Annotated in this window: 27 protein-coding genes and 1 tRNA gene; 6 read left to right on the forward strand and 22 right to left on the reverse strand. The window is 57.0% G+C overall.

The features are described 5' to 3' along the window. Positions 1 to 7: 7 nt before the first annotated feature. From nuoF to LT85_RS15600, 13 genes are all read right to left on the reverse strand, one after another. Positions 8 to 1,303 (reverse strand): NADH-quinone oxidoreductase subunit NuoF, encoded by a 1,296-nt coding sequence (gene nuoF, locus LT85_RS15540; RefSeq protein ID WP_038490387.1) that lies wholly within the window; start codon positions 1,301 to 1,303, stop codon positions 8 to 10. Beyond that, on the reverse strand, positions 1,300 to 1,779 hold the full coding sequence (gene nuoE, locus LT85_RS15545; RefSeq protein WP_038490389.1) for an NADH-quinone oxidoreductase subunit NuoE: 480 nt from the start codon (positions 1,777 to 1,779) through the stop codon (positions 1,300 to 1,302). Before nuoE ends, nuoF begins: the two co-directional genes overlap by 4 nt. 77 nt (positions 1,780 to 1,856) lie before the next feature. Then, the gene (locus LT85_RS15550) at positions 1,857 to 3,110 is read right to left on the reverse strand and encodes an NADH-quinone oxidoreductase subunit D (RefSeq protein WP_038490391.1); all 1,254 of its coding nucleotides are present in this window, start codon (positions 3,108 to 3,110) and stop codon (positions 1,857 to 1,859) included. Continuing rightward, the gene (locus LT85_RS15555) at positions 3,110 to 3,706 is read right to left on the reverse strand and encodes an NADH-quinone oxidoreductase subunit C (RefSeq protein WP_038490394.1); all 597 of its coding nucleotides are present in this window, start codon (positions 3,704 to 3,706) and stop codon (positions 3,110 to 3,112) included. The genes LT85_RS15550 and LT85_RS15555 overlap by 1 nt, the downstream gene beginning before the upstream one ends. 9 nt (positions 3,707 to 3,715) lie before the next feature. Continuing rightward, positions 3,716 to 4,192: a NuoB/complex I 20 kDa subunit family protein gene (locus tag LT85_RS15560; protein ID WP_014005578.1), complete on the reverse strand. Its 477-nt coding sequence runs from the start codon at positions 4,190 to 4,192 to the stop codon at positions 3,716 to 3,718. 3 nt (positions 4,193 to 4,195) lie between these two features. After that, complete coding sequence (locus LT85_RS15565; RefSeq protein WP_038496449.1) at positions 4,196 to 4,555, reverse strand: NADH-quinone oxidoreductase subunit A; 360 nt, start codon at positions 4,553 to 4,555, stop codon at positions 4,196 to 4,198. A 146-nt stretch (positions 4,556 to 4,701) separates the two neighbouring features. Continuing rightward, a tRNA-Leu gene (locus LT85_RS15570) sits at positions 4,702 to 4,786 on the reverse strand. A 181-nt stretch (positions 4,787 to 4,967) separates the two neighbouring features. Further along, positions 4,968 to 5,426: a preprotein translocase subunit SecG gene (gene secG, locus LT85_RS15575; protein ID WP_038490399.1), complete on the reverse strand. Its 459-nt coding sequence runs from the start codon at positions 5,424 to 5,426 to the stop codon at positions 4,968 to 4,970. A 74-nt stretch (positions 5,427 to 5,500) separates the two neighbouring features. Then, a complete protein-coding gene (tpiA, locus tag LT85_RS15580; RefSeq protein WP_081992430.1) occupies positions 5,501 to 6,253 on the reverse strand; it encodes a triose-phosphate isomerase in 753 nt (250 codons plus the stop codon). 156 nt (positions 6,254 to 6,409) lie between these two features. Next, the gene (locus LT85_RS15585) at positions 6,410 to 7,429 is read right to left on the reverse strand and encodes a threo-3-hydroxy-L-aspartate ammonia-lyase (protein ID WP_038490404.1); all 1,020 of its coding nucleotides are present in this window, start codon (positions 7,427 to 7,429) and stop codon (positions 6,410 to 6,412) included. Positions 7,430 to 7,477: 48 nt separating this feature from the next. After that, entirely contained in the window at positions 7,478 to 8,254 is a 777-nt protein-coding gene (gene yaaA, locus LT85_RS15590) for a peroxide stress protein YaaA (protein ID WP_038490407.1), read from the reverse strand. Between the two features lie 73 nt (positions 8,255 to 8,327). Then, positions 8,328 to 8,582 (reverse strand): transcriptional regulator, encoded by a 255-nt coding sequence (locus LT85_RS15595; protein WP_367379776.1) that lies wholly within the window; start codon positions 8,580 to 8,582, stop codon positions 8,328 to 8,330. Between the two features lie 66 nt (positions 8,583 to 8,648). Then, positions 8,649 to 9,158, reverse strand: coding sequence for a GNAT family N-acetyltransferase (locus LT85_RS15600; RefSeq protein ID WP_038490415.1), 510 nt, complete (start codon positions 9,156 to 9,158; stop codon positions 8,649 to 8,651). A gap of 123 nt (positions 9,159 to 9,281) precedes the next feature. Between LT85_RS15600 and LT85_RS15605 the strand changes: the two genes are divergently transcribed. The 4 genes from LT85_RS15605 to LT85_RS15620 all read left to right on the forward strand — a co-directional run bounded on the left by LT85_RS15605 (position 9,282) and on the right by LT85_RS15620 (position 12,745). Beyond that, a complete protein-coding gene (locus LT85_RS15605) occupies positions 9,282 to 10,163 on the forward strand; it encodes a type 1 glutamine amidotransferase domain-containing protein (protein ID WP_038490418.1) in 882 nt (293 codons plus the stop codon). 30 nt (positions 10,164 to 10,193) lie between these two features. Continuing rightward, on the forward strand, positions 10,194 to 10,682 hold the full coding sequence (locus LT85_RS15610; protein ID WP_052135232.1) for a putative toxin-antitoxin system toxin component, PIN family: 489 nt from the start codon (positions 10,194 to 10,196) through the stop codon (positions 10,680 to 10,682). Positions 10,683 to 10,810: 128 nt separating this feature from the next. Next, positions 10,811 to 12,001, forward strand: a complete 1,191-nt coding sequence (locus LT85_RS15615; protein ID WP_052135233.1) for a pyridoxal phosphate-dependent aminotransferase — start codon at positions 10,811 to 10,813, stop codon at positions 11,999 to 12,001. 51 nt (positions 12,002 to 12,052) lie between these two features. Further along, a complete protein-coding gene (locus tag LT85_RS15620) occupies positions 12,053 to 12,745 on the forward strand; it encodes a glutathione binding-like protein (protein ID WP_038490421.1) in 693 nt (230 codons plus the stop codon). Positions 12,746 to 12,794: 49 nt separating this feature from the next. Here LT85_RS15620 and greB read toward each other — a convergent pair whose 3' ends face one another. Next, positions 12,795 to 13,355 (reverse strand): transcription elongation factor GreB, encoded by a 561-nt coding sequence (gene greB / locus LT85_RS15625; protein ID WP_038490424.1) that lies wholly within the window; start codon positions 13,353 to 13,355, stop codon positions 12,795 to 12,797. Positions 13,356 to 13,484: 129 nt separating this feature from the next. On the opposite strand from greB, the gene LT85_RS15630 reads away from it, so the two are divergent. Continuing rightward, positions 13,485 to 14,417, forward strand: coding sequence for a hypothetical protein (locus LT85_RS15630; RefSeq protein WP_038490426.1), 933 nt, complete (start codon positions 13,485 to 13,487; stop codon positions 14,415 to 14,417). Between the two features lie 13 nt (positions 14,418 to 14,430). On the opposite strand, the gene LT85_RS15635 is transcribed toward LT85_RS15630, so the two are convergent. From LT85_RS15635 to LT85_RS15655, 5 genes are all read right to left on the reverse strand, one after another. After that, the gene (locus LT85_RS15635) at positions 14,431 to 15,459 is read right to left on the reverse strand and encodes a fimbrial protein (protein WP_052135234.1); all 1,029 of its coding nucleotides are present in this window, start codon (positions 15,457 to 15,459) and stop codon (positions 14,431 to 14,433) included. Between the two features lie 54 nt (positions 15,460 to 15,513). Further along, positions 15,514 to 16,536: a fimbrial protein gene (locus LT85_RS15640; RefSeq protein ID WP_038490429.1), complete on the reverse strand. Its 1,023-nt coding sequence runs from the start codon at positions 16,534 to 16,536 to the stop codon at positions 15,514 to 15,516. Further along, positions 16,533 to 19,112, reverse strand: coding sequence for a fimbria/pilus outer membrane usher protein (locus LT85_RS15645; protein ID WP_052135235.1), 2,580 nt, complete (start codon positions 19,110 to 19,112; stop codon positions 16,533 to 16,535). The genes LT85_RS15640 and LT85_RS15645 overlap by 4 nt, the downstream gene beginning before the upstream one ends. Positions 19,113 to 19,202: 90 nt before the next feature. After that, the gene (locus tag LT85_RS15650; protein ID WP_038490432.1) at positions 19,203 to 19,982 is read right to left on the reverse strand and encodes a fimbrial biogenesis chaperone; all 780 of its coding nucleotides are present in this window, start codon (positions 19,980 to 19,982) and stop codon (positions 19,203 to 19,205) included. A gap of 238 nt (positions 19,983 to 20,220) precedes the next feature. Beyond that, on the reverse strand, positions 20,221 to 20,763 hold the full coding sequence (locus LT85_RS15655; protein ID WP_038490435.1) for a fimbrial protein: 543 nt from the start codon (positions 20,761 to 20,763) through the stop codon (positions 20,221 to 20,223). Positions 20,764 to 21,265: 502 nt separating this feature from the next. Between LT85_RS15655 and LT85_RS15660 the strand changes: the two genes are divergently transcribed. Continuing rightward, complete coding sequence (locus tag LT85_RS15660) at positions 21,266 to 22,474, forward strand: EAL and HDOD domain-containing protein (protein ID WP_038490438.1); 1,209 nt, start codon at positions 21,266 to 21,268, stop codon at positions 22,472 to 22,474. A 23-nt stretch (positions 22,475 to 22,497) separates the two neighbouring features. Here the strand turns inward: LT85_RS15660 and pnuC are convergent, their stop codons facing one another. Genes pnuC through LT85_RS15675 form a run of 3 tightly spaced genes read right to left on the reverse strand, consistent with a single transcriptional unit; the run spans position 22,498 to position 26,608 of the window. Continuing rightward, positions 22,498 to 23,097, reverse strand: coding sequence for a nicotinamide riboside transporter PnuC (gene pnuC, locus LT85_RS15665; protein ID WP_038490441.1), 600 nt, complete (start codon positions 23,095 to 23,097; stop codon positions 22,498 to 22,500). After that, a complete protein-coding gene (locus tag LT85_RS15670) occupies positions 23,097 to 24,308 on the reverse strand; it encodes a phosphotransferase enzyme family protein (RefSeq protein ID WP_052135236.1) in 1,212 nt (403 codons plus the stop codon). The genes pnuC and LT85_RS15670 overlap by 1 nt, the downstream gene beginning before the upstream one ends. 17 nt (positions 24,309 to 24,325) lie before the next feature. Then, on the reverse strand, positions 24,326 to 26,608 hold the full coding sequence (locus LT85_RS15675) for a TonB-dependent siderophore receptor (protein WP_038490448.1): 2,283 nt from the start codon (positions 26,606 to 26,608) through the stop codon (positions 24,326 to 24,328). Positions 26,609 to 26,625: the final 17 nt, after the last annotated feature.

Raw genomic sequence — 26,625 nt, forward strand, 5'->3', positions numbered from 1 at the left:
CCCGCAATTATTGATAACTTGGCACCAAGCAATGCTTATGCTCGATGTGATATTCAAATTCTTCGCGATAATTCTTGAGGAAACCACGCACCGGCATCGCTGCCGCATCACCGAGCGCACAGATGGTGCGCCCCATGATGTTGCCGGCAACCGTATCCAGCAGGTCCATGTCCTCCGGACGGCCATGGCCGGTTTCGATGCGGTGAACCAGGCGGTACAGCCAGCCCGTGCCTTCGCGGCATGGCGTGCACTGGCCGCACGACTCTTCAAAATAGAAGTACGACAGGCGCAACAGCGATTTGACCATGCAGCGCGTTTCGTCCATCACGATCACGGCGCCTGAACCGAGCATCGAGCCGGCCTTGGCGATCGAATCGTAATCGAGATCGGTATCCATCATGACGTCGCCCTTGATCACCGGAGCGGATGAACCGCCAGGGATCACTGCCTTGATCTTCTTGCCGCCGCGCATGCCACCGGCCAGTTCCATCAGCGTCGAAAACGGAGTGCCCAGCGGCACTTCGTAATTACCCGGCTTTTCAACGTCGCCGGAAATCGAGAAAATCTTGGTGCCGCCGTTATTCGGTTTGCCCAGCGCCGCATAGGCTTCGCCGCCCATGTTCAGCAGGAACGGCACCGCAGCGAAAGTCTCGGTATTGTTGATCGTGGTCGGTTTGCCGTACAAGCCAAAGCTGGCAGGGAAAGGCGGCTTGAAGCGCGGCTGTCCCTTCTTGCCTTCGAGCGATTCCAGCAAGGCGGTTTCTTCGCCACAGATGTAAGCGCCGTAGCCGTGGAACGCGTGCAACTGGAAATTGAATTCGCTGCCGAAAATCTTGTCGCCCAGGGCACCTGCGGCCCGAGCTTCTTCCAGCGCCTCTTCAAAGCGCTCATAGCCGGACCAGATTTCGCCGTGAATATAGTTGTAGCCGACCGTGATGCCCATGGCGTAAGCGCCGATGGCCATGCCTTCGATCAGCGAATGCGGATTGTAGCGAATGATGTCGCGGTCTTTGAATGTGCCCGGCTCGCCTTCGTCGGTATTGCAGACCAAGTACTTCTGGCCCGGGAACTGGCGTGGCATGAAGCTCCACTTCAGGCCGGTCGGGAAACCCGCGCCGCCACGGCCGCGCAGCGAACCGGCTTTCAGTTCTGCGATGACTTGTTCCGGCGTGATTTTTTCAGACAGGATACGCTTGAGGGCGGTATAGCCGCCACGCTTGACGTAATCGGCGAAGTGCCAGTTGTTGCCGTCCAGATTAGCCAGGATCAGCGGATTGATATGACGATTGTGCAAGCTGGTCATTTCTTGAGTTCCTCTAGCAAGCCGTCAATCTTTTCGTTCGACATCCAGCTACACATGCGTTTGTTATTCACCAGCAGCACCGGCGCATCGCCGCAAGCGCCCATGCATTCGCCTTCAACGAGCGTAAACTGGCCATCGGCCGTGGTCTCGCGGAAACCGATGCCGAGCTTGTGCTTCAAATGCTCCGCAGCCCGCTCGCCGCCGGACAGCTGGCAAGGCAGGTTGGTGCAGATGCTGATCTTGTGCTTGCCGACCGGCTTGGTGTTGTACATATTGTAAAAGGTCGCGACTTCCTGCACCGCGATCGCCGGCATGTCCAGATAGTCTGCGACATCCTGCATGGTTTCCGGCGCCAGCCAGCCCTTTTCGTCTTGCGCAATCGCCAGTGCGGCCATCACCGCCGACTGTTTCTGGTCGGCGGGGAATTTCGCTACTTCGCGATCGATCTTTTTGTATGTATCTTGACTTAACAACATGTGTTGGCCATTCGTGCGCGATGCTTTGCGCGATAGTTAATTGGTAACAGCAGACTTAGCAGGCTTACTTGATGCACTTAACGGTCGATTTCACCGAAAACGATATCTTGCGTACCGATGATGGTAACGGCATCGGCGATCATGTGGCCCTTGGCCATTTCGTTCAAACCTTGCAGATGCGGGAAGCCAGGTGCGCGGATCTTCAAACGGTACGGCTTGTTGGCGCCATCCGAGACGATGTACACGCCGAATTCGCCCTTCGGATGCTCCACCGCGGCATACGCTTCGCCCGGCGGCACATGGAAACCTTCGGTGAAGAGCTTGAAGTGGTGAATCAGCTCTTCCATGTTGGATTTCATGTCGACCCGCGACGATGGCGCAACCTTGTGGTTGGTGGTCATCACCGGACCGTTGTTGTTGCGCAGCCATTCTACGCATTGCTTGATGATCCGGTTGGACTGGCGCATTTCTTCCACGCGCACCAGATAACGGTCATAGCAATCGCCGTTCTTGCCGACCGGGATGTCGAAGTCGAGCAAGTCGTACACTTCGTACGGCTGCTTCTTGCGCAAATCCCACTCGACGCCGGAACCACGCAACATGGCGCCGGTAAAGCCCATCGCCTTGGCGCGCTCCGGCGAGACCACGCCGATGCCGACCAGGCGCTGTTTCCAGATACGGTTGTCAGTCAGCAGGGTTTCGTATTCATCCACGTATTTCGGGAAGCGCACGGTGAAGTCTTCGATGAAGTCCAGCAGGGAGCCCTGACGGTTTTCATTGAGGGCGCTGATCGCCTTGGCGTTACGCACCAGCGATGCCTTGTGTTGCGGCATTGTGTCCGGCAGGTCGCGATAAACGCCGCCCGGACGATAGTAAGCCGCATGCATACGCGCGCCGGAAACGGCTTCGTAGCAATCCATCAGATCTTCACGTTCGCGGAATGCATACAGCAAGACCGCCATCGCGCCGACGTCCAGCGCATGCGCACCAATCCACATCAAATGGTTCAGCAGGCGCGTGATTTCGTCGAACATGACGCGGATGTACTGGGCGCGCAACGGCACTTCCAGGCCAAGCAGGCGCTCAATCGCCATCACATAGCCGTGTTCATTACACATCATCGACACATAGTCGAGACGGTCCATGTACGGTACGGATTGCAGATAGGTTTTTTGTTCCGCCAACTTCTCGGTGCCGCGATGCAGCAGGCCGATATGTGGGTCGGCGCGCTGGATGACTTCGCCGTCCAGCTCCAGCACCAGGCGCAAAACGCCGTGCGCGGCCGGATGCTGCGGGCCGAAGTTCAGCGTGTAGTTCTTAATCTCTGCCATTATTTGATCCCGTAATGTTCTTCACGAATCACCCGCGGCGTGATTTCGCGCGGATCGATCGTTACGGGTTGATAAATTACGCGCTTCTGCTCGGCGTCGTAGCGCATCTCGACATAACCCGAAACCGGGAAGTCCTTGCGGAACGGATGGCCGATAAAGCCATAGTCGGTCAGGATGCGGCGCAAGTCGTTGTGGCCTTCGAACAGGATGCCGAAGAAGTCGAATGCTTCGCGCTCGTACCAGTTGGCCGATGCCCAGATATCAGTCAGCGAGGCCACCACCGGCATCTCGTCATCCGGTGCGAACACGCGCACGCGCAAACGCCAGTTGTGCGCAATCGACAGCAGGTGGGATACCACGGCAAATCGCGCGCCATCCCATGCGCCCTCGCCGTAGGTCGAATAATCGACGCCACAGAGGTCGATCAGCTCTTCAAAACGGGTATCGGCGTGATCGCGCAGGACGCGCATCGCCGACAGATAATTCGCAGCCTTGACGATGATGGTGATCTCGCCAAAGGCCACTGTCAGGCTTTGAAGGTCGTCGCCAAGCGCATTGCGCACGGCGGCTTCCAGGGTTTCCAGTTTGGTCGTCATGGTGCTCTCTTAACGCGCAATCGTATTGGTGCGGCGAATCTTGTTTTGCAACTGGATGATGCCGTACAACAGCGCTTCAGCAGTCGGCGGGCAGCCAGGAACATAAATATCCACCGGCACGATGCGATCGCAACCGCGCACCACCGAATACGAATAATGGTAGTAACCGCCGCCGTTGGCGCAGGAACCCATCGAAATCACCCAGCGCGGCTCTGGCATCTGGTCGTACACTTTGCGCAAGGCCGGCGCCATTTTGTTGCACAGCGTGCCAGCCACGATCATCACGTCGGACTGACGTGGCGACGGACGGAAGATTACACCAAAACGGTCCATGTCGTAGCGCGAGGCGCCAGCATGCATCATCTCGACGGCACAGCAGGCCAGGCCAAACGTCATCGGCCACAGCGAGCCGGTACGGGTCCAGTTGATCAGCTTGTCAGCAGTTGTGGTGACAAAGCCTTCGTTCAATACGCCTTCAATAGACATGACTTACTCCCAATCCAGAGCGCCGCGTTTCCAGATGTACCAGAAGCCAACCACGAATTCGGCGATAAACACCATCATCGTGATAAAGCCCTGCCATCCGAGGTCGCGCATGGCAACCCCCCACGGGAAGAAAAAAGCGGTTTCCAGATCGAACAAAATGAACAAAATGGCGACAAGGTAGTAACGCACATCGAACTTCATGCGCGCATCTTCGAACGCTTCAAAGCCGCATTCGTAAGGAGAAGTTTTTTGGGAATCGGGCCGATGCGGCCCAAGTATCCGACCTAGCAATTGCGGTGCAACACCAACCGCGATACCGATCAGAATAAACAGCAGGACGGGAAAATAATTTTCGAGGTTCACGATTATGCGCCAGTAGTTCAAACGATTAGCAGAATGATTTGCGGATCTGAAATCTCAGACCTGACGCCCCCAATCCAGCAAACCACACTACAAGTTCCTCGACAAAAAGCCAGCGCAGGGGCAACCGTTGCTGGCCTCGTATTCTTTGGTGCCGACGGCGAGACTCGAACTCGCACAGCTTTCGCCACTACCCCCTCAAGATAGCGTGTCTACCAGTTTCACCACGTCGGCATAAGCGTGCATTTTAACCTGATTTAGTACTTTTGTTCAATGCACAAAACGATTAAAAGTCAGCAATTTCACTCTAAAACCAAGACTAAATTGCAGAGAGCAGAGTATTTCGCCAGGCGGCGTCAAATCCTGCTCTCTTTACTACTATTTATTGCCATTTATTGCGAATAACTGTCGATACTTACTTCGGAATTTGATTCGACTGCGCGCTGCCGGTCGATGCCGCAGGCACGGCTGCCGCTGAACTCGCAGGCGCCGCAGCAGCCGCAGCTGGGGTCGCCGATGTTGCCGGAATGGCGGCATCAGCTGCAGCCGGAGCAGCAGCCGCCGCCGAGGCCGGAGCCGATGCAGGCGCAGTAGCCGCCGGCAGGTTATCCATCACGCCACCAGTGGCTACCGAGCGGTGATTACCCAGATAGACCAACGCCAGGGTGGCGATGAAGAACAGCGCCGCCGCAAAGCCGGTCGACTTCGACAGGAAGTTCGAGGAACCGGTTGCGCCGAACAGGCTGCCGGAAGCGCCGGAGCCGAAAGCCGCCCCCATATCAGCGCCCTTGCCATGCTGCAGCAGCACCAGGCCGATAATCGTCAACGCCGCCAACACCTGAACGATGACAATGATATTAAATACTGTGTTCATTTAATGATTTCCAAGGAGAGTTGATGCTTTATTTACCAGATACAAAATACGTACTTATTTAATCCAAATCCAGACTATCGGGCTGCAGCAACGATCGCCAGGAAATCAGCCGCTTTCAACGCGGCGCCGCCAATCAGGCCACCATCGATATCCGGCATGGCCAGCAATTCGACTGCATTCTCGGGCTTCATGCTGCCACCATACAAAATCCTTACCTCCACCGCAGCCGCGGAATTCTTTTCGGCCAGCTTGGCGCGCAAGGCCATGTGCACATCTTGCGCCATTTGCGGCGTCGCCGTCTTGCCGGTGCCAATTGCCCATACCGGCTCGTAGGCCACCACGATCTCACTTACCTGCCCTGCTTCCAGCACATTCAACACTGCCTGCAACTGGCGGCCAACCACCGTATCGGTCTGGCCAGCTTCGCGCTCGCCCAGGGTCTCCCCCACACAGACGATCGGCGTCACGCCCGCCTGCAAGGCGCGCAATGCCTTTTGCGCCACCAGCTCATCCGTCTCCGCATGGTAAGCACGCCGCTCGGAGTGGCCGACGATCACATAGCGGCAAGCAAAATCCTGCAACATGCTGACCGCGATTTCACCAGTATACGCGCCTGCGGCATGGGCCGACACGTCCTGGCCACCAAGGGCAATTGCCGATCCGGCAAGCTCCGCCTGGCATTGCGCAAAATAAGGCGCCGGCGCACATAACGCCACATCACAGACAGCAACAGCAGCCATGCCAGCCTTGATTTCCGCCAGCAAAGCAGCGTTGGCGGCCAGACTGCCATTCATTTTCCAGTTACCGGCTACAAGTTTACGGCGCATATTTGGCAAAGCCCAGGTTTTCAATAACCCGGCATTCTAACGCGCTGGGGGGAATGCGGTCAAACCGGCAAGAAATGTTTAGGGCGCGTAGAAATGGCATTTTTCGCCATAAAGCCTGACAAATCTGCGCTTAATATTTTCCTGACAACAACAAATTCAAGGTGCAACGATATCAGAAAATGCTTTCGCAGCAGCAATAGAGCGCGAGAAAAGATCCATATCGACATTGCCGCCACTCACGATCACCCCCACTTTTGCGCCGGAGAATTCAATGGCACGATGCATGACCGCAGCAGCGGCCAGACAACCGGCGGGCTCCACCACGATCTTCATTCGCTCGGCAAAGAACCGCATTTGGGTCCGCAACTGATCGTCGCTGACCGTCAAAATGTCTTTCACGTGGGCTTGCAGTATCGGCAATACCAGCTTGCCGATATGTTGCGTCTGAGCACCGTCGGCAATGGTATCCGGTACAGGAATGTGCACAATCTTGCCACTTCGCAAAGATTGCTGAGCATCATTCCCGGCTTCCGGTTCCACCCCGAAAACAACGCAATCGGGCGACAAATGCGCTGCGGCAATTGCACAACCGGAGAGCAAACCGCCGCCGCCCGTACAGACAAACAGGTAATCGAGGGGGCCGACTGCATCAAACAGCTCCTTCGCCACCGTTCCTTGCCCGGCAATCACATCACGGTGATCGTAGGCAGGAATGACGGCGCAACCACGCTCGTCAGACAAGCGCGCGGCAATCACCTCGCGGTCTTCGCGTTCACGATCGTACAAAATGATTTCGGCGCCGTATTCACGTGTGGCGGCCAACTTCATCGCCGGCGCATTGCTCGGCATGACGATGGTAGCGTGCACGCCCAACATGCGCGCTGCCAGAGCCATGCCTTGTGCGTGATTGCCGGATGAAAAAGCCACCACGCCTTGCTGCTTTTGTTCCTCGGTCAGGCAACTGATGGCGTTATAGGCGCCACGGAACTTGAACGCGCCGACACGCTGGAAATTTTCGCATTTGAAGAAAATGCTGGCGTCCGCCTGCCGGTCAGCCTGGCTGGAAGTCAGCACCGGCGTAGCATAAGCCAGGCCCTCCAGGCGCTTGGCAGCGGCAGCGATATCCTTGTAGGTAACGGCCAGTGCGGGAGTTGCAGTCGCTTCGTTCACAACCATATTCTTCCTCTATGCGCAATCGTTTATCGCCACCTCTAACGCCGCAGCTCAGTCCGCCAAACGGCGCCGGAACATCCAACGCCGGCTATCCGAATCCTGCGGGATATATTGATAGCCGCCCAGATCGAAAGCCTTCAGCTTCTCCGCATCTGTAATCTTGTTCAGCGTCGCATAACGCGCCATCAAGCCGCGCGCACGCTTGGCGTAGAAAGAAATGATCTTGTATTTGCCATTCTTCCAGTCTTCAAACACCGGCGTCACGATGCTGGCATCCAGCACCGCCGGCCGCACCACCTTGAAATACTCTTCCGACGCCAGGTTCACCAGTGTCTTACCCTTTTGCCGGCTTAGCTGGACGTTCAGTGCCTGGGTTACAGTATCGCCCCAGAACGCATACAGGTTCTTGCCACGGGGGTTGGCCAGGCTAGTGCCCATCTCCAGGCGATACGGCTGCATCCGGTCAAGCGGTCGCAAGACGCCATACAAACCGGACAAAATCCGGATACGGCTTTGCGCGTAGTTCAACTGGGTAGTATTCAGGGTAGCGGCATCCAGGCCCTCGTAGACATCACCGTTGAAAGCCATGATCGCCTGCTTGGAATTGGCGCTGGTGAAGTTTCTGGACCAGGAAGCGAAGCGCGCCGTATTCAGCTGCGCCAGCGGATCGGAGATTTTCATCATGCTGCCGATCTGGTCCGGCGACAGCTTTTGCAGCACGTTGATCAGCTCGGCCGAATGATCGATGAAATCGGGGGTGGTATGAGTATCTGTCGTGCTGGGAGTAGTGTAATCAAGGGATTTTGCGGGCGACAAGACAATCAGCATTGTGAACATCCAAATATACAAAAGAATGTCCGCAATGATACCGAAACAATGCCATCGGCGCTGATCGCGAAAATCAGTTAAAAACACCTTGCAGCAAATCCCGCTCGAATTCGGCAACCCAGATGCTGCCGTCGCCGATCGGATATTGCTTCTTCCGTTCGCTGGATTTTCTGCTGACGGTGACAAAACCGGTCAGCGCAAAAATCTCATCGGTTTTGGGATCGGTGGTGTCTATTTCATGCAATTCAAAGTCGCCGGCGTCTAGATGCTGCGCTTGCAAAATCGCGTGAAAATCGTTTTTTTCGTCCGGTTCGATCAGCTTCATCATGCCTCCTGAAGTGGAATCAACAGCTTCCACCATAGCACGACAAAGCCGGGAAGATAACCGCAGTGACTAGAACTGATAGGCAAACAACTTGGTATCCGAATCGTCGTTCTTCAGCTTCAGCATCTTTTCAAATTTCAACCCCATCTTTTCAAGCAAGCGGATTGAAGAATAATTGTCAGGCGAAGTGATCGCCACAACCCGCTGCAGGCCGCAAACGCGATTGGCGTACTCCAGCACCGCCGAGGCGGCTTCCAAAGCATAGCCTTTGCCCCAGAACTCCGGCATGAAGGCGTAGCCAATATCGACATCATCCAGAGTTTCTCTTTTGATCAGACCGCAAATTCCCATCGGCTGTCCGTCTTCTTTCAATTCCGTCATGTAAAAACTGAAGCCGTACTTCTCCTGCGCCGTCATCGGGCCGCTCAGAATCGCAGCGCGCGCCGCCTCCACCGTCCGTATTCCCCTGTCTCCGATAAACTGCAGCCACGCCGGCTGGTTAATCAGCCGCAGGTAAAACTCGGCGTCGTCGCCATTCAAGGTGCGCAAAATCAGGCGTTCGGTTTCTAGAACTTTCATCGTCTCAGTTTTCCCTTGAAATGGATATTTAGTTGTAGCATGGCAGCATAAGCAAAGGTACGGTGCTTGTCTAGCCACCGCCTTCCTTCTAAAAAAATTCCAAGAACCGTTAATTAGCCTGTCATGAGCGTTGCTCCACGAACTGTCCTGATACCGATCCCGAATCTGGATTTCGATCCGAGTGAGGTCGCGGTTTCCTGGCGCATCTTGATCACACAGGGTCATCGGGTGATATTCGCCACGCCCGATGGCCAGCCTGCTGCGGCAGATCCGTTGATGCTCTCCGGCGAGGGCCTGGATGCATGGGGATTTATCCCCCTGCTCAAGAAAATAAAACTACTGGGCCTGACTCTGCGCGCCAATGCGGCCGCACGTGCTGATTACGCCGCGCTGTGCAGCGACCAGGGGTTCCTGACGCCACTTAGTTACCCGGAGCTAGTTTCTACCGATTACGATGGTCTGTTACTGCCTGGCGGCCATCGTGCGCGCGGCATGCTGGCTTACCTGGAAAGCCAGCCGCTGCAAGATTTCGTCGGTGCTTTTTTCGATAGCGGCAAACCGGTCGCAGCCATCTGCCACGGCGTCGTCCTGGCTGCCCGCAGCCGCTCGCCGCGCAGCGGGAAATCGGCTCTATACGGCCGCAAAACCACTGCCCTGACCTGGAAACTGGAACAAACCGCCTGGAACCTGATGAGATTCTGCGGCCGCTTCTGGGATCCTGCCTACTATCGTACCTATGGCGAGCACAGCGGCGAAGCATCCGGGTATCGTAGCGTCCAGGCCGAAGTGACCCGCGTATTGGCGCAGCCGGATGATTTTCTTGACACGTCCCCCGGCGCGCCTGATTTCTTCCGCAAAAGCAGCGGCCTGTTCCGCGACAGCGCCAGCGACAGCCGGCCGGCCTTCGTTGTCACCGATGGCAATTACATTTCCGCCCGCTGGCCCGGCGACGTCCACCTGTTCGCTGCAACGTTCTCACGCTTGCTGGAAGCCGGCTCAAGGTAGAATGCGCGCAACCGATTGATGGAAACCTGCATGAACCAAGATTTACCGACAGCGACTCAACCCCAGCCAAACAGGCCGCGGATCGTCATCGACACCAATGTCTGCCTCGATTTATTCGTCTTTCGCGACCCGCGCTGGCATGGCTTGATGACAGCCTTGCAAAGCGGCGCTGTGGAAGCCGTAACGCGCGCAGACTGCCGCCTGGAGTGGCAAATGGTTTTGCATTACAGCCATTTGCCTGTCACCGATGACACCCGTCCGGGTTTCAACGCAGAATTCGACGCCCTGATTACCTGTCTGGAGGCTGAAGCGCTGGCGCCGCGCACCGATATCCGCCTGCCGCTCTGCACTGATCGCGACGACCAGAAATTCCTGGAATTGGCGCTGGGCGCCCATGCCACCACCCTGATCACAAAGGACAAGGCGCTGCTGAAACTGGCACGCAAGACGGCCAAGATCGGGCTGTTTGCCATCATTCCACCCCAGGCTTGGAGCCTTGCAACGCCAACTGTCCCTTAGGTCGCGACGCGTCCGCAGGAACCTGCACTCCGCCACTATTGCGAGAATCACAATTAGTTGCGTCGCTGTGCACTCAGCAACAAAACGCTAAAATGCGAATTTCAGACATTAGCCAAGATTGCCAGCAGATGAAACGTGATTCAATAGCTTCCACCAGCAAAACCGAAACCGCCCCGCTCAACTCCAAACTTCCCCGCGTCGGCACTACCATTTTCACGGTAATGTCGACTCTCGCGAGCGAAAAATCCGCGGTCAACCTGGGCCAGGGCTTCCCCGATTTCGACTGTGATCCGGCACTGGTCGACGCCGTCAGCCACGCCATGAAAAGCGGCTTCAACCAGTATCCGCCGATGCCAGGCGTGCCAGCCCTGCGCCAGGCCATCGCCACCAAGATCGGCGTCGTCTACGGCCATCAATACGATCCGGCCACCGATATCACGGTCACCGCCGGCGCCACCCAGGGCTTGCTGACAGCGATCATGTGCGCGGTCCATCCGGGCGACGAGGTCATCGTGATCGAGCCGGCCTATGACAGCTATGTACCGGCGATCGAACTGGCAGGCGGCAAACCGGTGCTGGTGCAGATGGTGCTTGGCGCGAACGGCTACAGCATCCCGTGGGACCGGATTGCGGCGGCGGTAAATTCGCGCACGCGGATGATCATGATCAACTCTCCACACAATCCGACCGGTAGCGTGTTGGGCCTGGCGGACATCGAAGCGCTGAAGACCATCGTGCGCGGCACCGACATCCTGATACTGTCGGACGAAGTCTATGAGCACATGGTGTTTGACGGCGCCCGCCATGAATCGGTCTGCCGCCATCCCGAACTCGCCGCGCGTGCCTTCGTGGTCTCCAGCTTTGGCAAAACCTATCACGTCACCGGCTGGAAAATCGGCTATGTGGCGGCGCCGCCGGCGCTGTCGGCGGAATTCCGCAAGGTCCATCAATACTCCGTCTTTACCGTCAATACGCCGGTACAGCACGGGATTGCGCAATATATGCAAAATCCCGCCCCCTACCTTGATCTGCCGGCTTTCTATCAACGCAAGCGCGACCTGTTCCGCGACGGACTGAAAAATACCCGCTTCAAACTGCTGCCGGCGGACGGCACGTATTTCCTATGCGTCGATTACTCGGCCATTTCATCGTTGAGCGAAGCCGATTTTGCGATCTGGCTGACCTCGGAAATCGGCGTTGCGGCAATTCCGGTCTCGGCGTTCTACCAGTCGCCGCGCGAATCGGGAATCGTCCGTTTCTGCTTTGCCAAACAAGACCAGACGCTGCAACTGGCGCTGGACCGGCTAGCAAAAATCTGACCAAACCGTAATCACATTACAAGCCGTAACTCACAATAAAAGGAAACCATCATGATCGACGTCTATAGCTGGGCTACTCCAAACGGCCACAAAATCCACATCATGCTGGAAGAACTTGACCTGCCGTACCGAGCGCACGCCGTTGATATCGGCGCAGGCGACCAGTTCAAGCCGGATTTCCTGTCGATTTCGCCGAACAACAAGATTCCGGCCATCGTCGATGCCGACGGTCCGGACGGCAAGCCGATTTCATTGTTTGAATCGGGGGCAATCCTGATTTACCTGGCAAGCAAGAGCGGCAAATTTCTCGGTCATACCGACCGCGAGAAATTCAATACCTTGCAATGGCTGATGTTCCAGATGGGCGGCGTTGGACCGATGTTGGGCCAGACTCACCATTTCCGCATCTACGCACCCGAAAAAATTGAATACGCAGTCAATCGCTATACCAACGAAGCCAAGCGCATCTATGGCGTCATCGACAAGCAATTGTCGCAGCACCCCTATTTGGCCGGCAATGAATATACGATCGCGGACATCGCCACTTTCCCGTGGATTCGCTCCTGGAAAAACCAGGGTATCGAAATGAGCGACTATCCTCACCTGAAAGCCTGGTTCGACACCATTAGCGAACGGCCGGCGGTCAAGCGTGGCGTCGAAGTGCTGGCATCGGCACGCAAACCGCTGACGGATGACAAGGCAAGGGATATCCTGTTTGGCAGCCAGCAGTATCAGAAACGATAAGCAAGCCGTAAAGACGGGCTGGGGAAAACGCCCCCCAGCTGACGCAAATTCAAGGCCGGGGTTCAGGATAGCCGACAAGCAGTATTTCCAATTCATCCAGGCCCGCCGGCGTCATGAAGGTGACAGTCTCCCCCTCATGCGCCTTGGTCAGGGCGCGCGCCACGGGTGAAATCCAACTGATTTTTCCGTGCAAGGGATCAAGCTCGTCGATGCCGACGATGGTCACGGTATGCTCCTCACCCGCTAAATTCTGATAAGTAACCGTAGCGCCGAAAAACACCTGGTCACGGCCGTGATGCACGCTTGGATCGACCACTTCGGCCAGGTCAAGGCGCTTGGTTAAAAAGCGGATCCTGCGGTCGATTTCGCGCAAGCGCCGCTTGCCATAAATATAATCGCCGTTCTCCGAACGGTCGCCGTTGGAGGCGGCCCAGGACACAATCCGCACCACCTCGGGCCGGTCGACGTCGATCAGGCGCAACAACTCGTCTTTCATGCGCTGATAGCCTGCAGGCGTCATGTAATTCTTTGTGCCAGGCGGGATCGGCGGCAATCCGAATTCCAGATCATCGTCATCGCCTTCTGATTCTTTAACAAATGCCTTGTTCATAGCTGACATTGTAGATCCAATTACACCCCGGCTGGCGATTTTGCCCTCGGGCGGGAGCTTTGCCGCCTCGGCAATATGGTAAAGTCAGCCCGGTGCAATGTTGCCCGAGCCGACCCAAAATTCCGTTATATGCCTGCCAATTCTTCCAGCAACGCCTCCCGCCAGCCTGCACCCTTTCGCATTGGCCTCGCCACCAGCCGTAGCCACCAGCACGGCCAGGAGTCGGCGCTGGCGCAGCTGCTTAACGGCAGCCGTCATATCATCGAACAACATCTACAGCCGCAACTGATCGTGGTCGGACGGACGCTGGATGCGATGGAACAATTGGGTTTATTGAAAGACTATCCGCATATCGAACGCTTCCCATACGGCCGCCATGGCGGCCTGATGAAACTGGTGTCGCGGGTGGTCGATGCCGATCCGGCGCGAACCCTGGACGCAGTGATCTACCTGATGGATCCGGTTGATCCCTCCTCCACTTTTCCGGAGGCGGTGGCCCTGAAACGGCAATGCGTGATTCATGGCAAACCGTTCCTGTCGACGCTGGCTGGCGCCCGCGAATGGCTGGAACTGGAAGCAATGGCAGTTGGCGCCGCACCGAACCCGCAGCTCGACCCGAGCTTCGACCTGGCGCAGGAAGGCATCGCTCTGATCGCCCACGACGCCATGAAGGAACGCATGCTGGACATCGCAGAACGCCATTTTGCCTTATTGGATCAATTTGCCTTCCGTTGCGCCACCGGCACCACCGGCAGCCTGCTCAACAAGCTGGCGCAAAAGATTAAGGGAGAAGAAGCCGGACGCAACTGGGTCAAGCCTTTCCTCAGCGGCCCTCTCGGAGGCGACGCCCAAATCGCTGAGCTGATCCTGGATCGCCAGCAATGCCGGCGTGTCCTGTTCCTGGAAGATCCCCATGTGGCGCGCCAGCATGAGGCCGATATCCAGCTGCTGGAACGCGCTGCCCGCACCGTCACCGACTATGCCCTGTGCATCAGCGATGCCGAATGCGGTGAGCGCTGGCTGAGCTTGCTGCAGCAACGCGCTGCATCGGTCAAACCCTAATCAGCACCGGCGGTCACTGGTAGCTGACCGTGAAAGTCGCCGTACCATTGGCCGGCCCGGTGGTAATGGCGCCGGCAGTCTGGTAATACCTGGCCGTGAACGGCACCACATACTGGATATCGGCGGAAGGCCCGACCGTCGCGGCAGTGCCGAACTTCACCGGCTGGCTGTTTTTATCCAGTATCTGGATACCGACGCCGGTCGCCACGCCTGTGCCCTGCGTCAACTGCAATACTCCTGCCTTGTTTGAGGGGTCCTGGGTGGCCGACAGACTCAGCAAAATCGTGTTTTGCGCATTCTCGCCACTCTGGCAATTGAGCTTGATATTGAAAGGCTGGTTGCCTGCAGGTGTATCGATGCCTTTGAAACTCCCGGTCGAGACGGAGCCGAAATTCACTACCACATTCTTCGAGCCCGCATCCACCGTACATGAAGGAGTAATGATGGTAATGCCATTGCCGGACAAGATCGAGGTGATCGCGGATTTGCCATCGCCATTGCCGACATAGGTGGTGTATGTGCCAGAGGCCAGCGGTCCGTTACCGGTCTTGGCGGCGATCTTAATCAACTCTACCGTAAAATAAGAAGGGCTTTGAAACACTACGTTGGTCGTAGTGCTCCAGGTCAGCACATGCGGATAGTAAGTCTGGCCAATTCCTGTAATCTGGCGAGACAAGCGAATCCCGACGCCGGCGACCGCCGTTGTATAGACATTTGGCATACCCGGCACAGGTGTACCTTGCAGCATGCTGCCGGTCGCCGTGCCGCCGCCGACGCAGGTCCATGCCGGCTCTGATGCCCCGGAAATCGGGATCGTGAACTGTTTCGGTGGAATGATGGCGCCGCCAATCGCCAGGTTGTTGGGAATGACCACCGTGCCGATATCCATCTGGATGATTTTCTCGGTGGCGCCGGCCGGCCGCACGCAAGCGGCCTTCGCATCGCTGATAAAGAACAGCGACAGCAACGCCAACAATCCCAGCGACGCCAGCCATGCCAAAACACCATTGAACCTGGCGATCGTTGTTTGTGCTCTCTTCATGCATTCCTCATTTGCCGGGCTTCGCCCTATTGACCAATTAAAGCAGTACCGCCACTACTGGTATTCGATGGTGAAAGTTGCCGCGCCATTGGCCTGCCCAGTGGTGATCTTTGCTGCAGTCTGGTAGTAGCGGGCCGTGTATGGCACCACGTACTGGATATCGGCAGACGGACCAACGATAGCGGCTGTACCGAATACCACCGGAGCGCCGTTTTTATCCAGGATCTGGATCCCTACGCCTGTCGCCACACCGGCACCCTGCGTCAGTTGCATCACGCCAGGGCTATTCGACGGATCCGCGGTTGCCGTCATGTTCAGCAAAATGGTGTTCTGAGCATTTTCGCCGCGTTGGCAATTGAGCTTGATATTGAAAGGCTGGCTGCCAGCAGGCGAACCAACACCTTTGAAACTCCCAGTGGAAACGGAACCCAAGTTCACCACCACATTCTTCGATCCGGCGTCGACTGTGCACGATGGAGTGATGATGGTGATGCCGTTGCCGGACAAGATCGAGGTGATGGCGGATATGTTGTCGCCGTTGCCGACATAGGTAGTATAGGTGCCCGCCGCCAGTGGCCCGTTACCGGTCTTGTTAGCCGTTTTGATCAGCTCGACAGTGAAATACGACGGGCTTCGGAACACTGCATTAGTGCCGTTGGCAATATTGATGACGTGGGGATAATAAGTCTGCCCTATGCCCGTAATCTGACGCGACAGTCTGATGCCGACGCCGGTCACCGCGGTGGTATAAACGTTAGGCATGCCGGCCACCGGCGAACCTTGCAGCATGCTGCCGGTAACATAACCGCCGCCGTTGCTGCAAATCCACGACGTTTCGGTTGCTCCACTGATAGGAATGGTGAAACTCTTGGTGGCGAAAACAGCACCAATGGCGGCGGTGTTCGGGATCACCACCGTTCCCATGTCCATCTGGATGATTTTCTCGGTGGCGCCGGGGGACCGAAAGCACGCGGCCTGCGCACTGGCTGCGCTCAGTAGTACAGCGACAGAAAGCGCCATCCATGCCAGAGCCTGCCTGATGCCTCCGGCTTTATTTAACGATAGTTTCGTGGTCATTCGCATTGTCCATTCAACTCGCGGATCGGAGCCGGATTTTTCTCGGCCGGCACCTGGTATTTGATACTGCACTGTTCAGCCGCGCCCTGGCCCCATTTCACGCTCAATACGCCCGCTTCCTTGGCTCCCGTGATGAAGGTTTGGCCCTCGCTGCCGACGATGCCCATCTGCTGTCCTTTTTCGTTTTCAACCTTGGCGCCGAACGGCAACGGCTTGCCGTCTTTGTCGCTCAGGTTCAACATGATGCGCAAGCCAATCGATGTCTCGAACTTCGCCAGCACCACCGCACCGCGGGTCGGCACCACGTCCAATGCCGCATTCTTGATTTCGACGTTGTCGCCCAGATCCTCGGTACGCACCGCCACACGGTTGATCCGATACGGACTGAGATTGGCCAGCACTGCGTTGCCACGGCTATCGGTGCGTACACCCGGATAAACTTCAAAGCCGACATTCGCGGCGTCCGGCGCTTCCACCAGCGCCATAGTTTCCCCCAAAGGCTGTGACAGAGTAACGCCACCGCCATGCACCACCACGCCGCCGGCCAGGCCCAGGGTAGTCTGGCCGTAGCCGGAACCCTGCGCGCGGCCGAAATCGACCCGGCCGTATTGCGCCAGATAACTGGCAGAAGCACTACCGCTGTTGTCGCTCTGGTTCGAATGCGCGGCCGTAACGTTATACGTCAGGCGGCCGTCTTCCAGGGTGGAACCGTAGACGCTCGCCTGCTGCGTCACTTCGCCGTTGTTGCCCTTGGCTACCGTGTAACGCGCGTAGGATCGGCTATCGCCCAGCGGAATCGACACGGTGGCCATCAACTGCCGGTTCGACGGTCCGTAGATATTGCTGCTGTAGTTATAGAAAATACTATAGTTGAGCTGCTTGTAAAAATTCGAATAGCCAATCTGGATCAGGCGCGTTTTTTGATCGGTGCCCCAATAGCTTTGCTGTTGTGCCGAAGCGTAGGCGGTGCCGCCCTTGCTGCCCAGCTGTTGGGCCAGTTCCAGCTGCAACTGGCTGCGACGGTTGTTGAGCACCTGGCCGGTTTGCAGGTCCTGCATTTGCGCCGCTTCCTGGAATGTACGGAAGCCGCCGGTGGAATAACGATAACCTGCCATGCGCACGCTGGTGCCGTAGTTCTCAAAGGATTTTGCGTACAAAAAGCGTAGCGACTGGCCGTCGTAACTCTGGTTGAACGGTCCTTTGGTGTGAGCTTGCGACAAGTCTGCAGAGATCGCGCCGAAGTCGCGCAAATTCTTGCCTGCACCGATCAGCACGGATTGGTAAACATCCGACGCAATCAGGCCACCGTACACCGAGTATTCCTTGCCCAAACCACGCGCCAGCGTGCCCTGCACAAAGTTCGGCTTGGCGTTGCCGGAACCGGTATTGAAGGCCGAATAACCGTTACGATACTGCCCCCCGGTCACGCTGTAGCGCCAGACGCCTTCGCGCAACAAGGTCGGCACCGCCGAGAACGCCTGGCGGAATTTGGTTTCGCGGCCATCGGCTTCGGTAATCGTCACTTCCAGATCGCCGCTGGTCGACGTTGGATACAAATCGTCCAGCACAAACGGGCCGGGCGCAACGTAAGTGCTGTACACCACGAAACCGTTCTGGCGCACCGTGACTCGGGCGTTGGTTTGCGCCACGCCACGGATGGTCGGTGCGTAGCCTTGCTGGCTGTCCGGCAACATGCCATCGTCGGAGGCCAGCTGAACGCCGCGGAACTGGAAGGCATCGAAGAAATTACCGGGCGTGGTGCTGTCGCCGATGGTCAACTGGCCTTTCAACGAAGTGATATCGCGCTGCAGGTAGGAAGTCACCGACTGCCAATGGCCTTCACCGTCAACGCCGCGGTTATAGGTCGAGAAATTGCGGAAGCGCCAATCACCCAGGTTGAAGCCGCCACGCAGGCCTGCATACAAGGTATTGCGTGTCTGCGTGGTCGCGGTGCCGGGGTTGGCGTTGAAATCGGTGATGCTGTTATTGATCGTGTTGCCGCCGTCATAGCGTGCTGCGGACAACTGATAATCCAGCATGGCGACATTGATGCCTTTGTCCCATTTGTCGGGACTGATGGCGCCGCGTGCCTGACGCTTCATGGCGGCTTGCGGAATGCTGATCGTCAAGAGCAGTTTCTCGCCATTGTAGGAAACACTGGAACCGGGAATCGCCTTCGCCAGGTCGACGCATTGGTCGCCGGCCGCCATCAGGGCCGGGAATACTTCAATCTTGACGCCCCAGCCCTCCAGCATGCTGCGCGTGATGCAAGCCTGGGCATTCTTGTTGCCAACCTGGCCGTCATCCTTCTCCTTGTCGACGAAAATCACCTGGCTCTGCCCAACGCTGCTTTCATTGAGGCTGACGTCAACCAGATAACTACCAGGCAGAACCCGATTGCCGAACGCGAACAGGGACAAATCGGCGCGGCTTTGTTCACCGCCGATATCCAGAAATTGCTCGTTGAATACCGAGCCGCCCTGGCCTTGTGCGTGCGCCACCTGCGCCAGCACGGCCAGCGTAATTGCCGACAGTGCCAAGCGTATCGGTTTGCGTTGATGCGACAATCTGATCACAGCTTTCCCTTCCTTTGTTTCTGCCTTGCGCGGCAGGCTGACTTGCCTTGACAGGATCTAGTGGTAGTTACCTGGGAGATGACGAAGGCGTTACTTACCTGCGGCCGGTACGGCTGCAGGAACAGCCGGCTGCGGCGGCTGTGGCGCGGCAGCGCTGCCAACCGCTACCTTGGTCGCCACTTCCGGCGATTCGCCACCGTAGTCGTTGATCGTGGTGTAACTGACATCAATCGCCTGCGGCACGCCAATCGTGGTCAACGAAAAATCGCTGGCGCCGAAAGGCGGCACCATGCCAGCCTTGGTCTGCTCTTTGTTGCCGTTGATTTTGAAACCAGTAAACGTGATGTTGTAGGCGCTCGGGTTGTTGACCCTGAGCGCGGCGCCTTTACCGTTTTCGCCAGGCACCACGGAAAATGTGGCCAGGCCAGACGCTTCGCCAGGTTTGCCTGCCAGGCCGACTGGCCGGTAAAACACCTTGATGCGGGTGCGCACAGCGACTTGCAGCACATTCGGCTGGTCCGATTTTTCAGGTATTTCCTTGACGTTGAGCCAGAACACCGATTCGCGGTCAGCCGGCAAATCGCCGCCAACGCGGACGATACGCAAAATGTTTTGATCGCCCGGGTCCATCCGTGACAGGGGTGGCGTCACTAGCAGCGGCGTCTTGTTCTTGCCTTCGCCAGCGTCGATCCAAGTTTGCACCACATAAGGCGAGGTGCCCGTGTTTTTCAAGGGAATCGACGCTTGCCGGTCCTTCTCGCCGAAGATCACCCGGGTGCCGCCCAGCTCCACGCTGGCATTCGCAGTCAGCGCACTGAATGCCAGCACGCCGCCGGCTAGCGCGGATGTAAAAAGTCGTTGATTCAACATGGAAGGCCTCGTCTGTCAAAATGTTCTATGCACAAATTTCTAAGCAAGCACAAGACGCTCTCACGTGCTCACAAATTGGTGCATGGATGTTGCGGAAAAATGATGGTCGGCTGCCGCTACCGTTGCGGCAAGCCGGCCCATCCTCAAAACCCGGTCGCCTAGGGCGGTGGGCTGCTCATCTCGCCATGCATGGCGAAACGAGGCAATGCTCTTTTAGGATTGTTACGAAGCGCGTCAATTACAGATAAGTAACAACGAACTGCGCTGTCGCGTTAGCTGGACCGGTAGTGACCGTAGGGCCGGTTGAAACGTAAACCGCCTGGAAGTTCAGAGGATTGTCACCCGTGCCCAGAACGTAAGTGCCCGATGCCGAACCAAGAGGAATCTTGGTGCCGGCTGAGTCACCCAATTCAATCGCCACACCTTGTGCTGTAGTCACGCCAACCGCGCCGGCGTTAGCCAGGGCCAGGTCGTCGGTTACGTTTGCATCGGCGGTACCGGTGAAAGTTACGGCTGCGCCAGTTTTAGGCAGACTCACGCATTGCAACAGGATCTGGAATTTCGATGGTATGGGAGATTTTTTACCAGCAGCGCCGTTCAGCGCCGATTGGGCCACAGTCCCCATAGGCACGGTAATGTTTTGGCTGGATGGAGCGATCGAGCAAGGCGAAGCAGTGATCTGGCCGTTGAAATTCACAGTGCCGCCGTCAGCGAAGGCTGCTTGGGACAACAAACCTGCAGCAGCAACGGCAACCAACTTAGCGATAGTCATTTGTTTCATTTTTTACCCTCAAATATAAAAGTGGATGTTCGATTCAAGTTAATGAATTGCCAACACGGCGAAACACATTTTAAGGGAAAAAGTTCACAAAAATACAATTACGACAATGTTTAACAATTACTAACAAACACTAATTTTTGAAAGGAAATATAAAACGCCAATTCTCTTGATTATTGGCAAATAAATAATGATTAATGAAAATCAATCAAATTAGAGAACCCTGCTTCTGGCCTGCCTTTCCAGCCAGTGTTGACGTAAGTCATCAATCTCGAGAGCAACTAGATTTATCGACAGAAATTTTCAGAATGCCGAAAACAAATGTAAGAATTTGTCGCATGATTGCAACAATTGGCAACATTGCGAAACATTCACCGGCAAAAAGAGTGGTGATTTTCCTCAACTTTCACAAAAAAGCGCCGTTAACAGTTTCAGACAGGGTTCAAGTACCGTTCCGCGACTATTTATCTTGCCTACCCGCCCCCATTCATCATGAAAACCCAAGATGCGTAATGAAAATTTCATCGTTCGAGAACCATTGCTTGATCCAAAACAGGGAGTCGTCGGTTACGAGCTGACGTGGCAGGACACCAGTAACGCCAGTCCGCAGGAAAATGAAGAAAATTTACATTTTTTGCTGTCTTTCGTTGCCGACCAGCTGAGCAGCCAGAAATCTGGCTGGCGACTGGGCGACAAAAAGCTTTTCATGGCGGTGGCGCCGGCCATGCTCAGCAGCGACGCAATCAAAAGAATGCCGCCCGCCAGCGTCGTGTTGACGCTCAAGCCCGGTGATCTGGAAGATGCCGCCGTCCTCGCGCGGGTACAGGCCTTGCGGGCCGCTGGCTACGGTATTTCGCTGCGCGACGCCGACCTTGCGAGCAGCGCTCTGCCGGCCGATATTTCACACGTTGAAGTGCGTTTCTCCGCCGGTGACTTTGCGACGCAGGCGCGGGGTTACGCTACCTTGAAGAAATCGTCGCTGCGCATGCTCGGGCGGCCGGTCACCACCTGGCAGGACTACGACGCCTGCGCCATGCTCGGATTGGATGCATTTATCGGCAAGCTGCACCTTACCCCGCGTCCAGGCAATCGCGCCAAGGGACTGAATCCGGCACAGCAGATCATCGTCCAAATCATGAACCTGGTCGCCAGGAACGAGAACATTCAGAAAATCGAAGAAGTGTTCAAGCGCGATCCGGGGCTTTCCTACGAACTGCTGCGCTTTATCAATTCAGCGGCGTTCGGCTTGAAATCGGAGGTGCATTCGTTGCGTGCGGCGCTGGCCCTACTGGGTTACGAAGCCTTGTTCCAATGGCTGTCATTATTGCTGGCCACCGCCAGCAGCAGCGGTTATTCGCCGGTGCTGATGGAAACCGCGATCATTCGCGGTCGCTTTTCCGAACTGCTCGGGCAAAGGCATTTGCCGCGCGGTGAATCGGAAAACCTGTTCGTAGCAGGCATCTTTTCCTTGCTGGATCGCCTGCTCGGGGTCGACATGAAGGAGGTCCTGGCCGGCATCAAGCTATCCGACGAAGTAGCCGCGGCGTTACTGACACGCTCCGGCCGCTATGGACAGTATGTGGCGCTGGCAGAGGCTTGCGAGCTGAATTCGCCGCTGATTGGCCCCTTGTCCGCTTCACTCGATATCAGTCCGGAAGAAGTCAACCTGGCGCATCTGTCGGCGCTGGCCTGGGCCCAGAACCTTGGCATCTGACGTTGCTATGGTGTAGCGAGCGTTCAGGCAAAGCCGGCGGCAGAGCTGCGCTCGTGCGCAACCAGCTCCTGCTGCCAGCTACGCAAGCCGATGACGGCCAGCACGATGAAAGCAGCATACAAGCCTGCGGTCAGGTCCAGGTCTTTATAGACATATACGCCGACATAGACGATGTCGACTACGATCCACAACCACCAGTTGGCGACGAATTTGCGCGCCATCCAGAACTGTGCAACCAGGCTGAAGCTGGTCAGTGTGGAATCCAGCCAGGGGATGTGGGCATCGGTAAACCGCGCCATCACATAGCCCAGCAAGACGCTGCCGCAGATCCCCGCCAGCAAACCCGCAAGCCAGCCGGATAGCGGCAAGCGTTGCGGCCTAATCTGGCTATGGCTGTCGAGACTGTCCGGCGCGGCGCGGCTCCACTGCCACCAGCCGTACAACTGCATCACGGCGAAGATCAATTGCAGCAACAGGTCGGAATACAGTTTGGCTGTGAAAAAAATCCGCGCATACAACAGCACCGAGACCAGACCAATCGGCCAGCACCACAGATGGCGGCGCGCAGTAAGCCAGACGGCCAGGGCGCTTACTATGACGGCGCAGATTTCCAAAGCTGACATCAAAGCTCCTGTTGATGGGTTTTACGGGCAGCACGGCCTCGCAGGTGATCCAGCAGATACTGGCCGGCGTCACTGTTGAACCATGCGGCATGGCCAAGAAAGTAAGTATCGTAGGCCAGCGCCGCGTTTTCGGCTGAATGCAGCACGCCATGGAAATACGCCAACTCGGACAGCGCAAACTCGATATGCACCAAAGGTAATAAAGCCGGCAATGCAGCTGCCTCCAGCGCCGACAAAGGCGCTGTTGCTTCATAGGCATCCAGCAGCGCATCCAGCTGGTCGATATGCACCAGATGACGCTGATCGCCATCAGCCAAAGGCAATGCCAGCCATTCGATCACATTGCGCTCAATGGCATTGGCAAGATCGTAGACCGCGCAAGTGCGGTCGGCCAGGCCGAAATCCAGCACCGTCTTGACGGCAGTGGGCTCGCCGTCGGCTTGCCATAGAAGATTGGAGGCGTGCCAGTCATTATGCGTCCAGAGCGGCGTCAAGCCATACAGCAAGGGACTGAGAGAAGCATGGAATGGCAGCAGCACGCGCGTCACATCCTGGCGCCAGTCGCGTTGCGCCAGATAGGTTGTCAACGCTGGCCGCTTCTGGATGTAAGCCTGGATACGGCTGAGTACAGCTTGCGGCTGCTCTGTATTGAGCAAGGTAAAACCGGACGCCAGCAATTTGGTAGAGCGCGCCGGCGCATCATAACCACGTGCCGCCAGATGCAGCGCAGCCAGCTCGCGCCCTGCCGCCGCGGCATCCTCGCAATTCAGGAACGGGGTCCATGAAGTGGCGTCGCGGTAGCGGTCGACGCCCTGCCCCAACCGCTGCACTTCGTAAGTCCAGCTGCCATCGGCAAACGCCGTACGGCCATCGCTGGCGTTCAACACTTCGCCGACGACCAGTCCATGACGCCGCAGATGCGCCATGAAGCGGTGCTCGTCCATCAGCTCGTCAGGGGTCCTTATCTCTCGCAGCAGGCGCTTGATAAACAATGGCCCCGATTCGGTGTCAGCCACGCAGGCGCTGGAAAAAGGCCGTGGACTGTGCCAACCAATGTGCGTGACAGCGCCGGCCTGCGGATAATGATCCAACAAGCGCGCGACTTCATCCAGCGTCAATGACGGCCAGCTCGGCTGTACCGCCTCGAGCCCCATGCCGTGACTCTGCACTGCCGGGAGGTCCGTTGCGGTATCTGGTTTTACTTCCTTCATGCAGAACCTTGCCGGGATTAAAAGTCGTACTGGACAGATAGCCGCGCAGTACGCGGCGCGCCCAGATGGAGGTAGCTGTCGCCGAAATATTCGCCGACGTCTTTCCAGTAACGCTTGTCGAACAGATTGTCCACGCTCAGACGTATCACCGTCGGATGCCCCGACAAGCTGGTTTTATAGCGCAGGCCGGCATCGAATAAATTATAGGCCGGAACATCGACATTGCCTTCGCGCGTCGCCACTTTACTGCCGCTATATTGCCAGCCGCCGAGCAAGGTCAGGCCAGTGACCTGCGGCACCGCATAGGCAGCATAGAAAGCCGCACGCAGGCGTGGCACATTGATAGCCTGATGGCCATCATACGCTGCGGTGCCGGTATCTTCGGCCCGCGCCTGGATCAAGGCCAGGCTCGCGGTCAGGCGCAACTGCTTGCTGGCCTGGCCGGCCGCGCTCAACTCGATTCCCCGGTGAGTTTCCGTGCCCTGCTGCGTGTAGGTGAAACCATTTGCGTCCGGCTTCGGATATTCATACGGCTTGGTCATCTGGAACAACACCGCGCTGAAACTGAGCTCGTCGCGCCAGTCGTACTTGACGCCGGCTTCGACCTGGTGCGACACGGTCGGCGCCAGGAAAGCGTAGCCGTTCTCGGCCCAGAACGGCGCCTGGCCGCCCATCGTCAAGCCTTTGCTATAGCTGGTGTAGAGAGACAGGTCGGCTTGCGGTTTGTAGACCAGCGCGACTTGCGGCAACAAAAGAGATTTGTCGGTGGTGCGTGTCACTACACCGGTTCCATCCAGCGCCCGTTCATTCACCCATACCTGACGTGCGCCGGCAATCAATTGCCATTTCGGCGTCAGGCTGATGCGGTCAACCGCAAACAGCGCCTTTTGCCGGCTATCCAGCCGCAGCGTGGATGCATCCGGCGTCAGTGGCGACGGCGCATAGACGATCGGATTCGGATTATAGATATTATCGCTGCCGACATAGTCGTTGACGCCATCGCTCTGCGATACCGTGCGGCGGAAGGTGCTTGCACCCAAGGTCAGGTCATGGCGGATGCTGCCTGTATCCACACGGCCTTGCAGTACTGCTTGCAACTGGTCGTTGCGTCGCGTGTCATCCGGAAAACGGTAATCGTAGATGTCGAAATCGCCGTTAGCGCTGAAATAACGGGCCGGCGTACCGCCCGCGCCGCAAGTGACGCCATAGCCGCAACCGTAGGGAAAGGCAGAGTTATCATCGATCACCACCCGGCTGCGGCTGGCCGCCACATAGGCATGCCAATCCGGCGTCAGATCGAGATCCAGGCGCAGATTCAGATTCACTGAATTGATCGTCACCGGTTTGGCCCATGGCTGCGCGCCCAGTAGCTTTTCGGGCGATACATTGCTTGGCACCACAGTGCCGCCAAGCAGTTGATAACCCGGCGCGGAGCGTTGCTCACGATGCTGATACTCCGCGTCGAACTGCAGGCGCGCTTGCGGGCTGATCACCCAGTCCGCAGCCAGCGAAGCGAAATTACGCTCGCCGTCGGCGTCGTTAACGTACGAATGCAGGCTCTCGTGAGCGGCATTGATGCGCAAGCCGAATTGCTTTTGCTCGCCAAACAAGGTTCCGATATCGGTTGCCAGGTAGCGCGAACCGCGCGAGTCGGTTTCCAGCGTGACGGAGCGCACATCGGCGGGACGCTTGGTGACGTAGTTGACCAGGCCACCCGGCGGCGTCATGCCGCTTTGCAAACCCGCCAGTCCTTTCAGTATCTCCACGCTCTCTTTGTTTTCCAGCGCTACATTTTGCTCGCCGGCGATGCTCATGCCATTGATCTGGTAGCTGGACGCCAGGTCCAACGGGAAACCGCGGATGCTAAAATTTTCGTAGTAGCCGACCGGCGCATAGTTGTCTCCCACTGTCGCATCGTTGCGTACGACATCGCTCAGCAAACGCGACTGCTGGTCGTCCAGCTGACTGCGGGTGATCACGGAAATCGAAGCGGGCGTATCGAGCAAGGAGGCTTCGCCGAAGCTGCCGACTGAGGCTGACTTCTTGCGATAACTATCGGTAGCTGCTCCTGCGCCGGTCACTGTCACGGTCGGTAACACGGAATCGGCTTGTTGCTGGGTGGTTTGTGGCTGAACGCCCTGCCCAGCATCGCCAGCCGGCTTGTTTTTCTGTTCCGGATCGCTTTGCGCATGCGCCATGCTGGCGGTCGCAGCGGCGATCAAGGTAATCAGTAATTTTCTTTTAGTGTGCAGCGCTACCCGGCTCCCGGCCGATGGAGTGTTTTTTTTCGTAGTTGTCATTATTGTGTCGACGCCAT

The organism is Collimonas arenae, assembly GCF_000786695.1.
Taxonomy (GTDB): Bacteria; Pseudomonadota; Gammaproteobacteria; order Burkholderiales; family Burkholderiaceae_D; genus Collimonas; species Collimonas arenae_A.

Bases quoted from the DNA above. Each gene is read 5' to 3' on its own strand.
- nuoF (WP_038490387.1), bottom strand. From the start codon at position 1,303: ATGACCAGCTTGCACAATCGTCATATCAATCCGCTGATCCTGGCTAAT.
- nuoE (WP_038490389.1), bottom strand. From the start codon at position 1,779: ATGTTGTTAAGTCAAGATACATACAAAAAGATCGATCGCGAAGTAGCG.
- LT85_RS15550 (WP_038490391.1), bottom strand. From the start codon at position 3,110: ATGGCAGAGATTAAGAACTACACGCTGAACTTCGGCCCGCAGCATCCG.
- LT85_RS15555 (WP_038490394.1), bottom strand. From the start codon at position 3,706: ATGACGACCAAACTGGAAACCCTGGAAGCCGCCGTGCGCAATGCGCTT.
- LT85_RS15560 (WP_014005578.1), bottom strand. From the start codon at position 4,192: ATGTCTATTGAAGGCGTATTGAACGAAGGCTTTGTCACCACAACTGCT.
- secG (WP_038490399.1), bottom strand. From the start codon at position 5,426: ATGAACACAGTATTTAATATCATTGTCATCGTTCAGGTGTTGGCGGCG.
- tpiA (WP_081992430.1), bottom strand. From the start codon at position 6,253: ATGCGCCGTAAACTTGTAGCCGGTAACTGGAAAATGAATGGCAGTCTG.
- LT85_RS15585 (WP_038490404.1), bottom strand. From the start codon at position 7,429: ATGGTTGTGAACGAAGCGACTGCAACTCCCGCACTGGCCGTTACCTAC.
- yaaA (WP_038490407.1), bottom strand. From the start codon at position 8,254: ATGCTGATTGTCTTGTCGCCCGCAAAATCCCTTGATTACACTACTCCC.
- LT85_RS15595 (WP_367379776.1), bottom strand. From the start codon at position 8,582: ATGATGAAGCTGATCGAACCGGACGAAAAAAACGATTTTCACGCGATT.
- LT85_RS15600 (WP_038490415.1), bottom strand. From the start codon at position 9,158: ATGAAAGTTCTAGAAACCGAACGCCTGATTTTGCGCACCTTGAATGGC.
- LT85_RS15605 (WP_038490418.1), top strand. From the start codon at position 9,282: ATGAGCGTTGCTCCACGAACTGTCCTGATACCGATCCCGAATCTGGAT.
- LT85_RS15610 (WP_052135232.1), top strand. From the start codon at position 10,194: ATGAACCAAGATTTACCGACAGCGACTCAACCCCAGCCAAACAGGCCG.
- LT85_RS15615 (WP_052135233.1), top strand. From the start codon at position 10,811: ATGAAACGTGATTCAATAGCTTCCACCAGCAAAACCGAAACCGCCCCG.
- LT85_RS15620 (WP_038490421.1), top strand. From the start codon at position 12,053: ATGATCGACGTCTATAGCTGGGCTACTCCAAACGGCCACAAAATCCAC.
- greB (WP_038490424.1), bottom strand. From the start codon at position 13,355: ATGAACAAGGCATTTGTTAAAGAATCAGAAGGCGATGACGATGATCTG.
- LT85_RS15630 (WP_038490426.1), top strand. From the start codon at position 13,485: ATGCCTGCCAATTCTTCCAGCAACGCCTCCCGCCAGCCTGCACCCTTT.
- LT85_RS15635 (WP_052135234.1), bottom strand. From the start codon at position 15,459: ATGAAGAGAGCACAAACAACGATCGCCAGGTTCAATGGTGTTTTGGCA.
- LT85_RS15640 (WP_038490429.1), bottom strand. From the start codon at position 16,536: ATGACCACGAAACTATCGTTAAATAAAGCCGGAGGCATCAGGCAGGCT.
- LT85_RS15650 (WP_038490432.1), bottom strand. From the start codon at position 19,982: ATGTTGAATCAACGACTTTTTACATCCGCGCTAGCCGGCGGCGTGCTG.
- LT85_RS15655 (WP_038490435.1), bottom strand. From the start codon at position 20,763: ATGAAACAAATGACTATCGCTAAGTTGGTTGCCGTTGCTGCTGCAGGT.
- LT85_RS15660 (WP_038490438.1), top strand. From the start codon at position 21,266: ATGCGTAATGAAAATTTCATCGTTCGAGAACCATTGCTTGATCCAAAA.
- pnuC (WP_038490441.1), bottom strand. From the start codon at position 23,097: ATGTCAGCTTTGGAAATCTGCGCCGTCATAGTAAGCGCCCTGGCCGTC.
- LT85_RS15670 (WP_052135236.1), bottom strand. From the start codon at position 24,308: ATGAAGGAAGTAAAACCAGATACCGCAACGGACCTCCCGGCAGTGCAG.
- LT85_RS15675 (WP_038490448.1), bottom strand. From the start codon at position 26,608: ATGACAACTACGAAAAAAAACACTCCATCGGCCGGGAGCCGGGTAGCG.